Origin of the sequence: Zobellia sp. OII3 (assembly GCF_002211465.1) — a bacterium.
Classification (GTDB): domain Bacteria; phylum Bacteroidota; class Bacteroidia; order Flavobacteriales; family Flavobacteriaceae; genus Zobellia; species Zobellia galactanivorans.
The window spans coordinates 97,248-117,714 of record NZ_MWRZ01000005.1 but is presented as its reverse complement, the minus strand read 5'-3'; the positions used below and the strand labels follow the sequence as shown (position 1 = coordinate 117,714).

Genomic DNA, 20,467 nt, shown 5'->3' with positions numbered 1-20,467 from the left:
CAAATAAGAGCCCAAAAAACCGGTAAACCCTCCCCTTTTGTTTATTATTACGTATCAAAACATGGCCAATCACGGCAATTGGCTACATATTCATAAATTTGCCTGAACTGTTTATAGGTTATACCATCAAAAAACATGCATACTTTAAATGCCTTTCATTTTTTGCGCTTCTATAAACTTGCGATTGTACTGTTTTTTGGACTACAGTTTTTGCACGCTCAAGAAACCCCACCCATCGTTAAGTTTTCCGCTTCGGAATACGGGGCGGAAAACCAGAATTGGGACGTAACCCAAAACCTCGAAGGCTATATTTACGTGGCCAACAACGAAGGACTACTTGAATATGACGGCTCTCGATGGGTCTTATATCCCTCACTTAACAATGCCGCAATTCGCTCATTATCTTCCTATAAGGACAAGGTTTATTCAGGTAGTTATATGGAGTTCGGTTATTGGACCAAAAACGACAAAGGGGCAATGGACTACCACTCTATCTCCGAATCCATAAAAGAAAAGCTCTTCGAAGATGAAATCATATGGAATATTGAAGGGCTCGATAAATATGTGATCTTTCAGTCATACGACCGCCTTTATTTTTACGATACCGATTCAAAGGAATTGAACTTTTCTACGGACAAAGAAAACAACTACAGGTTATTCAAGGTCGACCAAAAAATATACCTACAGAAATACGATGGAAGAATTTTCAATCTTGAAAACGGAACGGAAAAATTGATCGCGACCATACCTAAAGATCTCAACATAAAGTTCCTCCTTAACATCTTCTCAATAAATGACGGGCTGGTGGTATTGACACGGACCAAGGGACTGTACAAAATAGAAAACCGCACCCTTAAAAAATGGCATATTCCCGCCGACACCCTACTTCAACATGCACGGGTATTTAGAGGCATTCAGCTAAAGGACAAAAGCTTTATGCTGGGCACCATCTCAAAAGGCATCGTTTCAATGTCGATCGATGGACAAATTACCAGGGTATTCAACCAAAAAAATGGCTTAAGTAACAATACCGTACTCAATTTATTTGAAGATGCCGACGCCAATGTTTGGGCCGCCCTAGACAATGGCCTTGATTGTATCAACAGGCAATCGTATATAAGGGAGTACAATGACCGCGATGGTACGTTCGGAACCACCTACACCTCCATCACACACGATAAAAAGCTGTATATCGGCACCAATCAGGGACTATTCTATAAAAATCTAGATTCTGACGAAAACCTGAAATTTATAAAAGGTACGGAAGGCCAGGTTTGGTCTCTTTATGCCGAAAACGACCAACTGCTATGCGGACACAACAATGGTGTCTTTTCCATTACGGGCAATACGGCATCGTTAGTGGCCCATATTGATGGGACGTGGGACTTTAAGCCCATACCCGATCAGCCCAACAAACTTCTGGTCGGCCATTATTCTGGCTTGGCCATATTGAAAAACGATGCAGGCTTGTGGAAACTAGACCACAAAATCAAAGGGTTTGAAATTTCATCGCGTTTTTTTGAAATTCTAGAGACTCGTGAAATATGGGTCAACCACGAAACCAAAGGAGTCTACCGATTAATACTGAACAGCGATTTATTGTCTTTTGATTCCGTGACCCTGATTCCCGACATTGAAAAAAGCAAGGGCTCCGGAATAGTAAAGATGGGCAAAGATCTGCTCTATACAAATCGAAACGGGATTTTCAAGCTTGAGCCTAGCACAAGAAGATTTGTAAAGGACAGCACTCTGAGTCCGCTCATTCCGGAGGGTGAATACCTATCGGGCAAATTGGTATTTGATCAAAAGGAACGCCTATGGAGCTTTAACCAGACCCATATCGGCTATACCCAAAAAGGGCCCTTGAACAATATGGTAGACTTCAACTCCATTCCCATTGGAAACAATTGGAGAAAAATGACCCTCAGCTTTGAAAATATCACCCAAATAGATAACAACAAATACCTTATAGGCAAGACCAATGGATACTTGTTGATAGACCTTGAGAAAATTCCGAACAAGCCCCATCAAATCGTGTTGGACAAGGTCGGCGTTACAAAAAACGAAAAGGATACCAAGGATGTCCCCATACTTGAAGAAGGACAATTTTCCTATAAGCGATCAACACTAAAATTTCATTATAGTGTACCCCAATACGACAAGTATACCAACGTTAACTACCAATATCAATTGGAAGGGCTCGACGATTCGTGGAGCGAATGGGGTCCGGCCCCATCCGTAACCTTTGAAAAATTGCCTTTTGGAGATTACGTATTTAGGGCCCGATCAAAAATCGGGAAACATATTTCAACGAATACGATACAATACAGCTTTGTTATTGCCCGTCCGTTTTACCTCTCCAACATAGCGCTATTGGCATACGCCCTGCTCATCTTCGGTGTCGGATTTTTAGTGCACAAATCGTATAAGACCTACTATCGCCGTCAGAACAGAAAAGCCATGCTCGAAAGTCAACGCGAAATGCAGTTGAAGTATATTCAAAGTGAACAGGAAATGATACGGCTAACCAATGAAAAGCTCAACCAGGAAATTGAAAGCAAGAACCGGGAACTCGCCATTTCTACAATGAGTTTGATCAAGAGAAACGAATTGCTAAGAAGGGTCAAAAAAGAGCTCAAAAAGAGTGATGATACATTCAACAAGACCCATCCGGTAATAAAACTGATCGATAAAAACCTTAACAGTTCAAAAGACCGAAAACTTTTCATGGAGGCCTTTAACAATACGGATAGGGAATTTTTAACCAGGGCCAAGGAACTGCATCCTAATTTATCATCCAACGATTTAAAGTTCTGCGCCTATTTACGATTGAACCTATCATCTAAGGAAATAGCACCGCTACTTAACATTTCCGTCAAAAGTGTAGAAGTAAGACGTTCAAGGCTACGAAAAAAGCTCGATTTAAAAAGGGAAACGAAACTTACGGACTACATTCTCTCGATTTAAACGTTAAAACCACCTAAATATTACCCCTACATTACCCCCACAAATTACTTAAACCCCTTTATAAGCACACCTTTTCCCCACTATTGCAAGCAAAAACAAAATAGCTGAAAATCCTATAAATAATGGGGCTTAAGAAGCTATGGCCAAGACTATTTCAATATGTATGTTTTTGTAGTGCCACGTTTTCCCTCTCAAAAGAGAAATCTCTCTACATTGGTAACAATGGAACTATATGTTCTAGTGATACAAAATGTATAACTATCTAAAAACTCAACTTTTAATCTTGAACAAAACCAACATTCTATGATTATCAAATTATTTAATCCAAGAAAAAAGCTACTGTGGCTTTTGCTCAATATTTTTTCTGCTGTAGTTGTCTATTCGCAAGACCAGCAAAAAATAACAGGATCAGTTCTTGACCAAGATGGAATTCCCCTAGCGGGAGCTTCGATAGTGGTCAAAGGAACCACCCAGGGTACATCTACCGATTTTGATGGTAATTTCTCTTTGAACGCGCCCCAAGGCGCCACTACCCTGATTGCTTCGTATATCGGTTACGCCACTACGGAAGTACCCATTTCAAACGGCCCTATCACCATTACATTACAGGAAGATTCCAGCCAACTGGAAGAGGTCGTTGTAGTTGGGTATGGTACCCAAAACAAAAGTGATGTGGTCAATGCGGTTGCCGTTACCGATGTTGAAAAGGCCCTATTGACCCCGACATCGGATGTCAACGAAATGCTAAGAGGTAGAATAGCCGGTCTACAGGTAGATGTAGGAGGCGGAACCCTAAGACCTGGGGGTACTTCCGACATCATCTTCAGGGGACAAGGTTCCATTGAAGGAAGCGTTAGCGCCATTTATGTTGTCGACGGTATTATTAGGGATGGCGGCATCGAAGATATCGACTCTGACGATATTGAGTCGGTTGAATTCTTAAAAGATGCGTCTGCACAGGCCATTTACGGATCAAGAGGGGCCAATGGTGTTGTTTTGATCACTACCAAGAGAGGTAAAAGCGGAAAAGTAAGCGTAAACTATCATGGCTTTGTAAGCTCAAAAACAATGGAGCGTAATTTCGATGTCTATAACGGACAGGAGTTCGCCCAATTAAGAAGGGAAGCTGCCCGATCCAACATTGCGGATGGCTCCTACCCCAATGAAGAGGATATTTTTTCAGAACTAGAATTGGCCTCCATAGCCAACAACGAATTCATCGATTGGGAGGATGAATTGGTAAAGAACGGTTATGTCAACAGCCATGCCGTGAGCGTTAGTGGCGGTTCGGAATTCACCAAGGTTTTCGGCAGTGTCAATTACTTTAAGGAAGAAGGTATTATTCCAACTTCTAGTTATACGAGAAAAACGTTACGCCTCAACGTCGATCAAAAAATCAGCGACAAGTTTTCAGTGAATTTTGACCTGAATATCTTGAACGATGATACCGAAAGGGCCGCCAACGTAAACGTAATAACCACCTCTCCTTTGGGCAGGGCCTATGACGAAGACGGCAACCTAACCCAGTTTCCAAGCGGCGAGGAACTGTCGGCCGTTAACCCCATTTGGAACCTACGGGAACAAGACAATGATGAAAAAGGAAACGATTACGTAATCAACGTTACCCCCATTTGGCAAATCACCAAAGACCTACAGTATCAATTAAAGACCAACCTTACCAGAAGAACATCGGAAAGAGGGCAATACCAATCTTCACTAAGTTCCGCTGGCGACGATGTCAATGGTATCGCCAGAATCGACAACCATTTGACCGAGTCTTATTTGATAGAGAATATATTGACCTATGACAAGGCCTTTAACGAGGACAACAAGCTCAACCTAACCTTGGTTCAATCTTCCCAAGAAAACAAATACAGCAGAACCTTTACCGAGGGACAAGGTTTTTCAAATGAAAGTTTGGGCTATGACGGTATATCGAATGCCGTAGGGAACGTAACCGTAGAACGCGATAAAAACCAGCAACGACTGGCTTCCTTTATGGCCAGGGCCAGATATAACCTCAACAATAAATATTTGCTGACCGCAACCGCTAGGGCCGATGGGGCTTCGGTAAATTCACAAGACAACAAATGGAGCTTTAACCCGGCCGCTTCCGCTGCTTGGAAACTGCATAACGAAAACTTTTTCAGGGATGTCAATGCTGTTCAAGAGCTAAAACTCAGGGCGAGTTACGGTTCTTTGGTTAATGACCTTGGCCGTGCCTATACCTCTTTATTTACCGCAGATGGACAAAATTATACTTTCGACAGGGAATCCTTCTCAGGATACTCGCCATCGGTCATTCTCCCCAATACCGATTTAAAATTCGAAAGGATAACGACACTCAACTTGGGTCTTGATTTCTCCTTGTTCAATAGGGCTTTGACAGGTAATGTCGATTATTACGATGCGCGAACCACCGACCTGTTGCTTCGACGGGGGGTTCCTTCCATCACAGGTTACCAATACACCTTCTTTAATGCCGGGGAACTACAAAATACCGGTGTAGAATTAAATCTAACGGCCAATCTTATCACTACCGATAATTTTAAATGGTCGGTTTCAACCAATTGGTCAAAGAACAAAAACAAATTGTTGGAACTCTATAATGACGGCGACGGCAACCCCATCATTGCAGATGACACCTACGGATACTATGTAGGGCAACCCGTTGGCGTGATTTACCAGTACGAGTTTGACGGTATCTGGCAAGAAGGTGAAGATTTTGCCAATGCCCCGCAGGCCAACCCCGAATCGGCACTTCCACAGGAAAACCTAAGACCTGGAGACATCAAAATAAAAGATACCAACGGGGTAGATGAAAACGGCAACGAAACCGGAATACCGGACGGAAAAATAACTCCCGAAGACCGGGTCTTTAAGAGTCCTAACCCCGACTGGTTCGGTTCATTGTCCACTTCGGTAGCATACAAAGGCTTTGACCTGTTCGTAGACTTTTATGCGGTTGAAGGTACGACCAAAGTGAATCCTTTCTTGTCCGATTTCAATAACGGCGGAACGCTTTCCGGAAAGCTCAATGGTGTAAAGGTGGACTATTATACTCCCGAAAATCCTTCCACATCTTTCCCTAGACCTAATTACGACACTACCCCATTGTACTTAAATTCATTGGCGGTAAGGGATGCGTCATACGTAAGATTAAGAACCGTTAGTTTAGGCTACACATTGCCCGATGCCATAACCTCTGACCTAAGCCTTGAGCAAATTAGGTTTTATATTACCGGAACGAACCTATTTACCGATACCGACTATATCGGCTATAGTCCTGAAATAAATATCAGGAGTACCTTTTCGAATGCCGACACCGGCTATCCAGATGCAAGAAGTTTCACTTTTGGTGTAAGGGTTAAATTTTAAAAAAAAAGAAATTATGAATACCGAAAAACTATACCTAAAATTAATGAAGGGATTTGCCCTACTAAGCGTAGTCGTTATAGCCATATCGTGTGAAGACTACCTAGAAGAGCAACCGAGTACCTTGATCGATTCCGACTATATATATACTACCGAAGATGGTTTAAAATCGGGCGTAGTAAGTTTATACAAGTTCAATAGGGATCGATATGACAACGGCACCGAAGATTTTATGGGCGGGGTGTTAATGTCTTCACGAAGCGACCTTGCCTTCAGTAGAACCGGCTATACCGGGTTAATGGGCAGGTATGAAAGAGGGGTATCTCCCGTAGATCAAGGCGCCAAATTTGTATCCTCGTTATTTTGGAAACATTTTTATAATATTGCCAACAAGGCAACCGAAATTATCAATGCTGCCGAAGCTCTGGAGGATATCGACGAAGATATAAGAAACCAAGTTTTGGCCGAAGCCAAGTTTTTTAGGTCGAACTCCTATTTCTACCTATACCGAATGTTCAACAACATCTATGTTACCACCAATACGGTTACGGTAGACAATGCCTTTGATGTCATCAACGACAAATCATCGAAGGAAGAGATTTTTGCACTGCTGAATAGCGATTTGGATTTCGCCATAGAGCATTTGGAATGGAACGATACCTTTGGTCGCGTAACAAAGGGGACGGCAAAACATCTAAAAGCCAAAGTGGCCATGTGGGAAGGCGATTGGGAGGAAGCCAAATACCAAGCCGTTTCCCTTATAGAGGAAGGACCCCATAGCCTGATGCCTACAACGGAGGAAGTCTTTTCCGGAGATAAAAACCATGCAGAAGCCCTGTTTGTAATACAGTCTCAAGACGACCTATTGGGCGGTGGCGACAACACCATGATCAACGCCAACTATGTTACCCAATACTTTCAGATTTCTGGGATAGAGGCCAATATTGCACAAGGTGGGCGAGGATTCTCAAGGATACTTCCCAACAAATATTTGCTCGACCTGCTTGCGGAAGACCCCAATGACACCCGTGATGACGACACTTATTTTAGGCTAAAATACTATTATACTTCCGGTGATAGTATAAATCAAGAAATCAAGATCTATAAGCCGATTACAGATTTGAACAACCCTAGTGACACCTATACTTCGTACTACCAAAGGCTTCACCCCTCTTGTATAAAGTTTGCCGAAGAAGACGACAACCCTAATTCCTATCTTCAAAGAAGCAATATAATGGTATATAGATTGGCCGAAACCTACTTGATAGCGGCAGAGGCCATAATGCGCTCAAGTGGAGACCCCCTTCCCTATATAAACGCGGTAAGAACAAGGGCGGGAGCCGCTCCCTTGGCCACAGTGGACGAACAGGCCATACTGGACGAACGGGCCCGTGAACTTGCCTTTGAAGGAGAACGATGGTTTACCTTAAAAAGAATGGGGCAAGAGGTCATCGATAGGCAAATCACGAACTACGCAGGTGATGGGGAATACTATCCGGCCAACTTGGGCGAAAAAGACCCACGTACCAATTGGAAGCCTTACTATATCAATTTCCCTATTGCACAGATCGATCTTGATTTACTAGGTCCTGGCTACCCGCAAAACGATGGTTATAATTAATAGTTTCCCCGAGTAATAATTAATTGAGTTGAGTGATTTGGGCATGGGTCGTAGGGCCTGTGCCCAAATATTAATACTAAAAAAGTAAAGTATGAGATATATTGTTCTATTGATGACAATGATTCTGGTCGGTTCGTGTTCAACCACAAAAAAAACCGTCGATTTTTCACAAAACAAAGTGGTGGCCCACAGAGGGGCATGGAAGGCCAAAAATTTACCGGAGAACTCCATAGCTTCCCTTAAGGAAGCCATCCGAATGCGATGTGCAGGTAGCGAATTTGACGTACGTATGACCGCGAACGATTCTCTAATAATTACCCACGACCCAGATTACGCCAACCTGGAAATTGAAGAAAGCTCTTATGAAGAGCTAAGCAAATTTCCATTGAAGAACGGAGAGGTGTTGCCCACCCTAAGGCAGTATATTTTGGCCGGCCTTGAAAACAATACTACGACCCGCCTTGTGTGCGAGATCAAACCCTCTAAAAACAAGGAAAGGGGACTCTTGATCGCAGAGAAAGTCTATCATTTGATAAACGAGCTCAACGCACAACATATGGTGGTGTATATCAGCTTTAGCTATGATATTTTAAAGCGATTGGAAGAACTGAATCCTGAAGTACACACGCAGTATCTAGACGGCAGCAAATCTCCCGAAGTATTGAAACGTGATGGCATCGATGGTGCCGATTATTACTTATCCGTCTTTAAAAAACATCCGGAATGGATTACAAGTGCCAAAAAGAACAGACTAGCCCTAAATGCCTGGACCGTAAATGAAGAGGAAGACATGGAATGGTTCTTGAAATACGATTTCGATTATATCACCACCAACGAGCCCGAGCTTCTACTTAAGAAAACAGCACAACCCTAAAAGCGATTTCTTCCATGAAGAACCTAGTGTCGACCATTACCTTTTCCCGAAGTTTCTTATCTTGTATACATAACTAAGACCCCATGCAAAAATCCCTTTTTTCAAAATACCTAATACCTCTTATTTTTATAGGCCTTACCCTTGGCAGCTGTGATGGCAACAACAAGAAAACCAACGATACCGAGGCGGAAGAAGAATCGCCAGCAGGCTATACATTGGTATGGGCCGATGAATTCGATGGTAAGGGCGAACCAAATCTTGACAATTGGGCCTATGAAATAGGTTTTATCAGAAACAACGAAGCACAGTACTATACCGATAACCCCAAAAACATTCGTGTTGAGGACGGCTTCCTTATTATAGAGTCCCATAAGGAAAAGGTGGAAAACGAGACATTCGTTTCCGAAGAGGCCGACAACTGGACAAAAAACACAGAGTTTGGGGAATATACCTCGGCCAGTATAACCACCAAAGACCTGAACGAGTGGAAATATGGCAAAGTCAGCGTTAGGGCCAAATTACCCAAGGGCACCGGAACGTGGCCGGCCATTTGGATGCTGGGCAAAAACTGGAAAGAAGTCGGTTGGCCCAAATGCGGGGAAATAGACATCATGGAGCACGTTGGCTATCAAAGCGATTCGATTTTCGGTACGGTGCACACCGAAGCTTTCAACCACATCAAAAAAACCGAAGTAGGCAAATCGGTTTTTATAGAAAACCCTTACGACGATTTCCACGAGTATTCCATTGAATGGACTCCCGAAAAAATTGTATTCCTGTTAGACGGCACTGCGTACCATCAGTTTGAAAACCAGCACAAAACCAATGCGGAATGGCCTTTTGACCAGCCTTTCCATTTAAAATTGAACCTGGCCATCGGGGGTAGTTGGGGAGGACTAAAAGGCATTGATGACAGTATCTTTCCTCAGAAAATGATAATCGACTACGCACGCGTTTACCAGCTACAGGAATAATTTAGATGCCGTTTTAGAGCACATAAAAACCGAAATGGTGGGGTCAGGGTCCATGGTTTTTCCTTTGTCTTAACTTCAATTGCCATTTTTTTCGGGGTCGTTCTTTCGTACCTACTTACGGTTATCCGATGGCAGAAAAACCATAAGATGTTATATTGTTGTCATATACCATGACCTACACTTCACTTTTGAGCATGCCGTGCACAAAAAAAAGGAGGCTAAACCCATTTCATCTGAGCAGCCTCCTTAACATTCCCTATAAAGAATCACCAATAAAAGTGGATCCAATCACGTTTCATGTGAATTGATTTCAATGCTGTTTTCCAAGCAAAAGCAAACCATAGGATAAAGCCCCATAAAAGTCGGAGTCGACCATTGCTTTGCTTTATGCTTATTTTTCAATTATACTAATGGCATACCCACCACCCGATGCCGACCTTAACTTTAAAAATGAATTATAGGTTACGGTCTTGGTCGAAATCTTATATGCCTGTGGATTGGTTTTATAGTGTGCATCGGACGCATCGGCGTAAATAGTAGCCGTATATTTTTTCCCTTTTTCAAGGAAGTCCAATTTTATCTTTGATGTCCTAGCTTCATTTCCATTGACATTACCGACGAACCAATTCGACGCACCCTTTTCTTTACGGGCCACGGTAATATACCTACCCGGTTCGGCCTCAAGATATTTGCTATCGTCCCAATCGACGGCTACATCTTTTATAAATTGAAAGGCATCTGGAAAACGTTTGTAGTTCTCGGGTAGATCCGCGGCCATTTGCAATGGGCTATACATTGTAACATATAATGCCAATTGATTGGCTATAGTAGCATTGACGTGCGAGGTATTTTCCGGATTCAACTTAGAGATATCCATTTCAAAAATTCCCGGTGTATAATCCATCGGTCCACCTACCAACCGGGTAAAGGGCAAAACGGTAACATGGTTAGGCTTATTCCCTCCAAAAGCTTGGTACTCGGTACCCCTTGCCGATTCATTGCCTATCAAATTCGGATACGTTCTACTAATTCCTGTCGGCCGTACCGCTTCATGGGCATTTACCATAACCTTATAGTCAGCGGCTTTTTCAAGGGCATATTGATAGTGGTTTACAAGCCACTGGCCATAATGGTATTCTCCCCGAGGGATAATATCGCCCACATACCCACTTTTAACCGCCTCGTAGCCGTGGTCGTTCATAAACTGATAGGCTTTGTCCAGGTGCCGCTCATAATTACGAACCGATCCCGAAGTCTCATGGTGCATGATCATCTTTATCCCTTTTGATTTGGCATATTGGTGAATTTCCTCTACATCGAAATCAGGGTATGGAGTTACAAAATCGAATACATAGTCCTTTGAATTTCCGAACCAATCTTCCCAACCTTGGTTCCATCCCTCTACCAGAACCCCGTCGAATCCGTTTTCAGCGGCAAAATCGATATATGCCTTCACATGTTCGGTATTTGCGGCATGGGTACCGTTAGGGCTTGCCTTACCGTAATCGGTCTTTCCTAATTTTACGGAAGGAAAGTCATTGGTGTACGACCAGCTGCTTTTTCCGGTAATCATCTCCCACCAAACCCCAACATACTTCACAGGTTTTATCCATGAGGTATCTGGAATCTTACAAGGTTCGTTTAGGTTCAACGTCATTTTAGAGGATAGAATATCGCGTGCATCGTCACTTACGATAATCGTACGCCAAGGAGTTTCAAAAGGTGCTTGTATATACCCTTTGTCTCCCCTGGCATCGGGTGTCAACCAAGATTGGAATACCATATTCGTATCATCAAGGTTCAGGTGCATACATGGATAATCGATCAAGGCCGCCTCATGCAGGTTGATGTATATCCCCGTATCGGTTTTCATCATTAAGGATGTTTGTACACCGGTGGGGGAAAATTGGGTCTGGGAAACATTGGGTGTAATGGCCGCTTCCATTTTACCGCGTATCTCCGACAACTTTGATTCGGTATAATCGTATTCTTGCGTATCGTAGTCCCCTGGAATCCAAAAGGCCGTATGGTCACCGGTCATGGCAAACTGGGTACGCTCTTCCTTAATGACCACATAAGTTAGACCGGGCTGTTCGGGAAACTCATATCTAAACCCGAGTCCGTCATCAAATAGGCGAAAACGAAGTCGAAGAACCCTTTCGGTGCCCTCTTGTTTCAAATCAACCTTCAGCTCATTATAACGATTCCTTATTTCATTCACCTCTCCCCAAACCGGAACCCAGGTATCATCAAAAGTAGTGGTCTGCGTATCGGTAATCGAGAAACCGCTCAACAATGATTTTTCATCGTTCTTAAGCTCTAGCCCTAGTTTGCTCCGCTTGATTACTTCTTGGTTTTTGTAAGACAGGTTATAGACCGGTATTCCATCGTCGACCAAAGTGAATCCCATTGAAAAATCACCGTTGGGCGATTTCAATTGTTGCGCTATTGCCCGTGGAAAAAGTAAAATGGAAACCGCAATGGCAAAAAATATTTTCTTCATTTTATAAATCATTTTGACCCTGCTAAGCCGGCTATTTCATTATCGAACGCCCTCGACCTATCAAAGTAGATAATACTTAATTTTTAATTTACTTTGGCAATAGACCAAATACTGTAGCCGTTGGCAGGTGCCTCAATAAGGGCCTCTCCATTTTCATCACTCGTAATCGAGCCATGGACATTTTTGGTGTAATCCATTAAATAGCTATTGTTCCATGCCGACTTTATCGTTCGTTTTTTAGTATTCCCCGAAGTATTGATATATAGTATCAACCCTGGATTATCATCGGTACCCGCTCGTTTCATGATGTACTCATCATTATCAACATAAAGCACTTCGGCATCACCTATGGCCAAGCTATTATGAATTTGTACGAGCTGTTTCAACGGTTCTTTAAACGCTTCATTTTCATAATCGGAATAGAAAATGGTCGGATAGCCCGGATGTGTCAATATATAGGCATAGGCCTTTAATTTGTTCTCATCGGCAATCCGATTGTCTTCGTTTTCATCTTTTTCGGTATCGTGATTGGCGGCAAAGGTAACGGATTTATCAGGATGGGTCTTCCACAACATTTTACCTTCCAAAACCGTAAGATCGTCAAAACGGTCCATAGCTTCCTCCAATTTATAGAAGGTAGCAAAATCAAAGACTCCACTACCCGTCTGATCGACATATTGAGAAAGCACATCGGCATTTCCATCCCAGAGTTCACTTACCGAAAATCCCCCTACTTCATCTAACCATGCCTTGACCACCCAAGGTTCATATCCTAAAACATAATCGAAGCGCCATCCATCAAACCCCATTACGTTCTTATAATATTTGGCTACCGAATTCTCCGATTTCCATAGCCAATTTTGAACATATTCTTGGTTGTGATCTAGATTCTGCTCGGCGTAGAACAAACTTCCATCGTCATAATTACTCGTACTGTTCGGGTAAAAATTTTCGAAATTCCTATTGAACATTCCAGAGGCATTACCGTGCAATTCATCGAACAAAGTATAGGTATTTTTGTCCCTATACGGGTTATATTCCTCTCCCCCTCCCGAATTGTGGTTAATAACAATATCGGCGATAACTTCCAAGCCCTTCCCATGGGCTTTTTCAATCAATGTTTCCAACTCTTGCCGGCTACCGAAACGGGTTTCCACTGTTCCGTGTTGGTCAAATTCGCCAAAATCAAAATAATCGGATGGGTCATACCCCATGGAGTAACCTCCCGATGCCCCCTTGGTCGCCACGGGCAACCACAACCTGTCTACCCCACTTTCGGCCCAGTCGTCTATCTTTCCAGAGAGGTTTGTCCACCATTCCCCCCTTGGCTCAACATCCCAATAAAAGGTTTGCATCATAACCCCGCTTCCATTATCGTAATCAGATAGTTCAATTGGACTTATAATTTCCTTTTGGGTATTGTCGTTGGTATCGGCAACTACCGATTGGTCATCATCACTCGAACAAGAGGCCATTATGGCCAGTCCGAAACAAAAAAATCTGTAGATCTTTTTCATATTATATTCTTTATAGGCAGAAAAAAGAAGTCCGAAACATCAGGTAAAACATATGGTTTCGGACTCCTCTTCAGCTAACCCTATTCTTGAGGTATTAAAATATATCTTCCATCAAGATCGTTAAACCAAACGTTATAAGTCCCTGCCTTGACAGGAATATTAGGGTCATTATTGTTCATGCCCTGACCACTTAATTCAGTGCTGGCACCCCAGCTATTGTCCCACAAATGGTCTGCCCTAAATTTTATTTCACCGTCTACAAGTTCAACTCCCTCTGCATGCCACAGGTGGGGATCAAAAGTGGATTGGACAAGATCGGTATCGGTATCCCATCCTCCTGCACTCGCATCACCTATAATTCCGATATTGGTATAGGTAGCTGCCGCGGAAGCATCATATTTTTCTAGGGTATAAGTAAGCTCTTCGGTATTGATGTTGAAGTTGTAATAACCGTCTTCGTCAACCTTAAACGCAGACGGGTCACTTCCTAGGATATCGCTGCTGCTCACATTGGTCCCGTCTACCCCCCATTGAGGTTGCCATGCACCCAAAACTTCCAATAGTTTGAATCCTTCCGTAGAGGCGCTACCGGCAAACCTTCCTGTAAAAAAGAAATTATTGTCATTTTCAGAATCCCTAAAAAGTGGAGTATTGTTCGCATTATTGTCCCATCCGGCCTCGGTAACGTCTCCGACCATAAACAAATGCGGTTTTATTTCTATCGGACTTTCTCCCTCCTCTTCTTGAACAAGTACGACCGGGAATAACAAGGTTTCGGATAATTGTTCCACTACATTTGCGGCATCATCGCCAACATAGGCGCGTACCCTAAAATATAATGTACCGGTATTAGGGGCCTCTGTATCAGGGTCGTTATCCAAGCCCGCGTCTTCTGCCAAACTTAACATATTGGCAACGGTAACCCCGTAGTTATTCTCGGTGAGGTCGCTTGCCAAAACCGTAATAGCCTCAAAAGATTCATCGGAAGAAGCCTGGACCTCGTAATAAACGGGAGTGGGCACATCAAAATCGGCCTTATTCCAAATAAAGCGTTCGGCGAGGTTATCGGCATTAGCGGAGCTAAGTTGATAAGACTCGAGAAGGGTGTTTTCAAAGGATATTTCCTCAGTATTGGATTGGGCCACAAAAGTAAAATCATCATCATTAGAGCAAGCATAAAAGCCCAATGAAATTATGAGTGAGGTAATTACAAATGCTATTTTTTTCATTTTTATCGTTTTTAATACCCAGTATTTTGGGTAAGGTTGCTATTGATTGAAATAATATTGGCAGGAAGTGGGAATAAGTCTCTATAGGAATCGACCGCGGTTCCGTTTTTGACCCCACCTTTAAATGGCCATACATAACTATTTGAAGTAAAGAGACCGTAACGAACAAGATCTGTGCGTCTTTGTCCTTCCCAAAACAATTCCCTGGCCCTTTCGTCCAAAACAAAATTCAGGGTAAGGTCAGCGGCGCTAATATTACCCGCAGTGGAACCATAGGCACGTTGTCTCAACTCATTGATGTAAGATGCGGCCGTATTGATATCGCCACCGGAGCCACCTCTTAAAACGGCTTCCGCGTATACCAGATATATATCGGCCAAACGGATAATAGGAAGGTCGGAATCTACAAATTCACCTCCGGCATCGCTACCCGCATTACCTTGGGCGTCTACATTTTTAAACTTGGTTACGGCATAACCATCGGTAAACGTATTGGCAATCGTATTGATGTCATAATTTTGTCCGTCGGCATGAAACATCGCCCTCATATCGGCCCATTGCACCGGATGCCCATCAGAATCGAAATCAGTGGCCGAGGCATCGAATTTCTCCACTAAGGCACTGGTAGTCCTTAATCCGCTCCATCCTCCGTTCACTCCAAAATCTGAAGCTTCCATTGTACCGCCCACGGCAGCATGGACCAAAAAGGTCGTTCCTCCATATGTCCTCGATTGGTTTCCGTCGAAATTAAGTGCGAAAATAAATTCATTCTGAGCCCCGTTGGTATCATTGTCCGCCAAAAAAAGCTCGTCATAGGCCGTACCGTTTCCATTGGTATCGTTCGTATTTATGGAATAAGAAGAGCCTAAGACCTTATTGGCATAAGTAACCGCATCGGTGTATTTATCTTGATCCGTCCACACTTTGGCATTCAAGTACAGTTTAGACAGCAGTGCCCAAGCGGCCACTCGATCTACACGTCCGTACTCGTTAGACTGGCTATCTTTGAGCAGGTCTTGAATTTCCAATAATTCGCTTTCAACGAAATCAAAGGTTTCCGATCGGCGACTCTGTTCTGGAAGCTCGGTAGAAACTACCGTAACCAAGGGAACATTGCCATAAAGGTCAATTAGATTATAGTAGGCAAAAGCCCTTAAAAACCGTGCTTCGGCAATATAATAGCCCACCTCTGCATCATCGGCAAGCGATTGGGCATTTTCGATAAAGGAATTACAGAAAGACACCTCTTGGGCCAAACGGTAATACATTGCCGTAGTAAAATCGTTGTTCGCATCCCAGTTCATTTCATGAAGATTGGGCAGGCCCGGGTCTCCCCAACCGACTACGGCATTATCGGTGGTCAGTTCGTTCAGGCTAAAAAGCATTCGTGAAAACTGTGACGTTCCCTCGTCTATTCCACTGATATCGGCTTGTCCCGAAGGCCCTTCTTGACCTGTAAGGGCCAAACTTGCATAAAGTTTGGCCAAGGCACCCTTGGCCTCATCAGGACTTGCAAATACGTTTTGTTCCGTAAAACTATCGGGATCGATAGGGGTTTGGTCGAGGTCATCTTGGCAGGATCCTAAAAATACCCCTACAACGAACAAGGCTATTATTTTCTTATATGTTTTTTTCATGGTATACGTTTTAAAAGTCAAGATTTACTCCAAATACAAAAGATCGCGGCCTTGGGTAGAAATTATTATCAATCCCTCCCTTGATTTCGGGATCCAGCCCATCGTAATCGGTAAGAGTCAGTAAATTCTGCACAGAACCATATACCCTTAGCGAAGTGTTTCCCGCGAATTCGGGCAGCGTATATCCTAGCGTTATATTATCTACTTTAAAAAAGGAAGCATCTTGAATATAATAGTCGCTCGCTAGGTTACTCTCCGTAATGGATTTAAACCCGGTATTGAAGTAATCGGAATGTAAATTGGTCAAGATATTGTTCTCCGTTGCCCTAACCTCATAACTTTTACTCGAGGCCATATTGTTGTAGGCATAATTACCCAAGTTCGCCCTGGTCACTATGGCCAAATCCCAATTCTTGTAATTAAGGTTGGTATTTACGCCCATGATAATATCAGCATAGGGGTCTTGGTACAGATACCGGTCTTCGTTGTTGATTTTGTTATCTCCGTTTCGATCGACATAGGCTCCTTCTATAGGACGTCCTTGTTGATCGTATACCTGTTTATACACCCAATAACTGTAAGGGGCATACCCTTCTTTATGCAACTGTATTTTGTTTCCGGTACCTCCGTTAATGTCACCGACCTCTACCTGATCGGGCAAATTGGTGATTTCATTATCGTTAAAGGAAATATTATAACCTATGCTCCAATGAAGGTCTTCGGTCGTGACGGGCACGAGATTCAGTTCCATCTCAACACCTTTGTTCACCATATCGCCAATGTTTTTATCTATAGTGTTGGAAAAATTAGTGAACGGGTCTACGGTCACCTTACTGATAAGGTCTTCTGTATTTTTATAGTAGACGTTCAAAGAACCTGAAATTCTACTATCAAATATGCCAAAATCGACACCTGCATTGAAGGTTTTACCAACTTCCCATTTTAAGTTTCCGTTGAAAGCCTCAGGGCGATATGTTTGATAAAAACCGGTACCCAACTGATAATTGGCGGTCGATTGGCTTCCGTTGTAACGGGTCAAAAAGTTATAATCACCCAAGCCGTTGACGTTTCCAATTTCACCATATCCCAATCGAAGTTTTAAATTATCGATCGTATTTGAATCTTTCAGAAAACTCTCATTGTTCATGTTCCAAGCAAAGGCGAAGGAAGGAAAATAGCCCCAACGGTCATCTGGATTTAATTTTGAAGAAGCATCGGCCCTCAAGGTAGCGGTCAACAGATATTTGTCATCAAAATTATAGTTGACCCTTCCGAAGTAGGATAGCAGCACACTTTTCCACTTATCTATAAACTCAAAATCGTTACCATCTTCTTCGGCCTCACTATCGTATTTAAAATTATCATTTTCAAAACTTTGATATGAATACCCTGCTACGGCGGTCAGGCTGCTTTTGCCTAATTCCTTCATATAGGTGGCATAGGCATCGAACAATTTGCTGGTCGACTCGTTCGTATAGTTTGACAACGAACCGTTCCAATCAAGTTGGGAAGAGGGCATAAGTTCCGATACGATGGTTCTTCCGTGACTATTGGATTTATCGAGCCCCACGTTTACGGTAGCGATCAAATCAGGTAAAAAGTGAAGCCTATAATCCACTTTGGCATTTCCGATAAAACGCCTCACCTCTGCGGTATCTTCCTTTAAGTTTACCAAAGCGACCGGATTGGTAGGCGCAAGGTTGTTCTGCACCCCATCGGCATTGAGCCATGTATAATAATTGGCAAAAGGTGAATTCATATCGTAAACGGACTGTGTAGGGTCAAAATCGACCGACGCACCGATGGCATCCCTATTGGCGAATGAATTTTCAGTATACATACCCCTACCGTTAAGCTCGATCTTCAAATGGCCGTCCAACAGATTGGGCCTAAAGTTCACAGCTCCTGTAGTTCTTGAAAAGTTATCCCCTTTAAGAATACCGTTCTGGTCCGTATAACCTAAAGAAGCCCTCACGGGAATAAAGCCGCCAATATTTCCGGTTGTACTGAAATTATGGTTAAATCCAACCGCCTGTGTATAGATTTCATCTTGCCAATCGGTGTTACTATTTCCTAAGCGGTCAATAGCGGACTCATCGCCGATTTGGTTCACCAAATTACGATACCGATCCGCATCCAAGACATCTACATAGTCCGTAGGATCATAGTAAGTCGTCAATCCAGAGTAGTTGAACCGAAACTCTTTTCCTTTTCCCTTTTTCGTCGTAATCATTACTACCCCGTTAGCTGCCCGTGCCCCGTAAATAGCGGTAGACGATGCATCTTTTAAGATGGTCATACTCTCGATATCGTTTGGGTTGATAAAGTTCAAAGGGTTACGAGATCCGCCTACACCTTCATTATCTAAGGGAATACCGTCTACCACGTAAAGAGGCTCACTGGTCAGTGATAACGACCCTTGCCCCCTTATTACGATATTTTGACCCTCGCCAGGCGCACCCCCACCAGAAGTAATGGATACCCCTGCAACCTTACCTTGAATCAACTGTTGGGCGGAAAGTACCGGGCCCTGGTTGAAATCCTCGGAAGAAACCATATCAACCGCGCCTGTAGCGTCCTTTTTCTTCACCGTACCATAACCGATTACGACCACTTCTTCCAATTGTTGGGCATCTTCGCTCATGACTACATTCAAAGTACCACCATTTACCGTCATTTCCACCGATTCGAATCCGAGGTAGGAAAACTGTAATATCGCCCCATTATCTGCCTCTATTTGATAGTTTCCGTCAAAATCGGTTGTAGTTCCGATGGTACTTCCTTTAACAATTACGTTTGCTCCCATTATTGGGATTCCTGAAGCCGCATCGGTTACCGTTCCGCTCACTTTTTGTTGGGCGAAAATTGCCGTGGGCACCAGAAATACTAGCAACCATATCTTCTGAAGTATTTTCATAGATTTTGTTTGTTGTATTAATAATTGAGTTCGTTCTAATCTCACTTTAATGCATAAAGCAGATGTAAATTTATAGGAATGAAAACGTTGGAGAAACTGTGTAAAACCCGAAAACGTTTTCGAAAAAAAACGAAAACGTTATAGTGTTTAAAAGTTCTAAAATTTTAACACTTACAATAAAATGAGATGTGTATTTTTCTTAAAAAATAATTATAAGCCCTTATAATGAGAATACCTCAAAAAAAAACAACCGAACCATAAAACGACTATTGGAAAAAGATGCCATTTTTTTAGGACGAATTGCGACTCTGGAGAGGCAAACATGTAAAAGGTATTTGAAAGCTTAGTTAATCATACTGGAGCCATACCTCATGAATAAGCCATCAATATTTGTAGAAGATGAACTACGATATAACCTGACAATTTAACCCAATTAAGAAAGTAGGCACCCTTATTTTTGATTTTTTTTATCAAGGTACTTACTATATGAAAAGGAAAAGCGATACTCCCTACTGCAGTAGTACTTCCTTTAAAAATCAAAGGAAGGGGAGACTTTCACAAGTATCAGCACAAGCAATAACTACCAACAACTTATTGAAATCTATTTATTGTAACTAGAACTCAATACCGATACCCTCCTACCCTGAAACTAAAAATGTAAGCTTGTCGTTAACAGAAAACTTGTTCAAGGCAAAGGGTTTAATTCATCCATGTACGTCGTTTTGGTTATTCCTTGGTTATTTGAAATAACTATACCCGTAGAAGTTGAACCATCTTCTATTGGCCTCTAGTTTAAATGAATGTTGAAGCATAGATTTTTGTCTGCGACTAGCTCTATAACGGCAGTCTTTTC

Annotated in this window: 10 protein-coding genes; 5 read left to right on the top strand and 5 right to left on the bottom strand. The window is 42.7% G+C overall.

Going from position 1 to position 20,467, the window contains the following annotated elements; all coding sequences use genetic code 11:
• The first annotated feature begins 135 nt into the window (after positions 1–135).
• The 5 genes from B4Q04_RS14725 (at position 136) to B4Q04_RS14705 (ending at position 9,811) form a co-directional block, all read left to right on the top strand.
• Positions 136–2,967, top strand: a complete 2,832-nt coding sequence (locus B4Q04_RS14725; protein ID WP_088697259.1) for a triple tyrosine motif-containing protein — start codon at positions 136–138, stop codon at positions 2,965–2,967.
• Positions 2,968–3,270: 303 nt separating this feature from the next.
• Complete coding sequence (locus B4Q04_RS14720; protein ID WP_088697258.1) at positions 3,271–6,345, top strand: SusC/RagA family TonB-linked outer membrane protein; 3,075 nt, start codon at positions 3,271–3,273, stop codon at positions 6,343–6,345.
• Positions 6,346–6,358: 13 nt separating this feature from the next.
• Entirely contained in the window at positions 6,359–7,963 is a 1,605-nt protein-coding gene (locus tag B4Q04_RS14715; RefSeq protein WP_088697257.1) for a RagB/SusD family nutrient uptake outer membrane protein, read from the top strand.
• Positions 7,964–8,054: 91 nt separating this feature from the next.
• Complete coding sequence (locus tag B4Q04_RS14710; RefSeq protein WP_013991752.1) at positions 8,055–8,837, top strand: glycerophosphodiester phosphodiesterase; 783 nt, start codon at positions 8,055–8,057, stop codon at positions 8,835–8,837.
• An 83-nt stretch (positions 8,838–8,920) separates the two neighbouring features.
• Positions 8,921–9,811, top strand: a complete 891-nt coding sequence (locus tag B4Q04_RS14705) for a family 16 glycosylhydrolase (RefSeq protein WP_013991753.1) — start codon at positions 8,921–8,923, stop codon at positions 9,809–9,811.
• Positions 9,812–10,202: 391 nt separating this feature from the next.
• Here B4Q04_RS14705 and B4Q04_RS14700 read toward each other — a convergent pair whose 3' ends face one another.
• The 5 genes from B4Q04_RS14700 to B4Q04_RS14680 all read right to left on the bottom strand — a co-directional run bounded on the left by B4Q04_RS14700 (position 10,203) and on the right by B4Q04_RS14680 (position 19,614).
• Complete coding sequence (locus tag B4Q04_RS14700; RefSeq protein WP_088697256.1) at positions 10,203–12,314, bottom strand: glycoside hydrolase family 97 protein; 2,112 nt, start codon at positions 12,312–12,314, stop codon at positions 10,203–10,205.
• Positions 12,315–12,397: 83 nt separating this feature from the next.
• Positions 12,398–13,831 carry an alpha-amylase gene (locus B4Q04_RS14695; RefSeq protein ID WP_013991755.1) on the bottom strand — a complete coding sequence of 478 codons (1,434 nt, stop codon included), beginning with the start codon at positions 13,829–13,831 and terminating at the stop codon, positions 12,398–12,400.
• Positions 13,832–13,911: 80 nt separating this feature from the next.
• Entirely contained in the window at positions 13,912–15,060 is a 1,149-nt protein-coding gene (locus B4Q04_RS14690) for a SusF/SusE family outer membrane protein (RefSeq protein WP_088697255.1), read from the bottom strand.
• An 11-nt stretch (positions 15,061–15,071) separates the two neighbouring features.
• Complete coding sequence (locus tag B4Q04_RS14685) at positions 15,072–16,697, bottom strand: RagB/SusD family nutrient uptake outer membrane protein (protein ID WP_013991757.1); 1,626 nt, start codon at positions 16,695–16,697, stop codon at positions 15,072–15,074.
• Positions 16,698–16,707: 10 nt separating this feature from the next.
• Positions 16,708–19,614, bottom strand: a complete 2,907-nt coding sequence (locus tag B4Q04_RS14680; RefSeq protein ID WP_088697254.1) for a SusC/RagA family TonB-linked outer membrane protein — start codon at positions 19,612–19,614, stop codon at positions 16,708–16,710.
• Between the last annotated feature and the right edge of the window lie 853 nt (positions 19,615–20,467).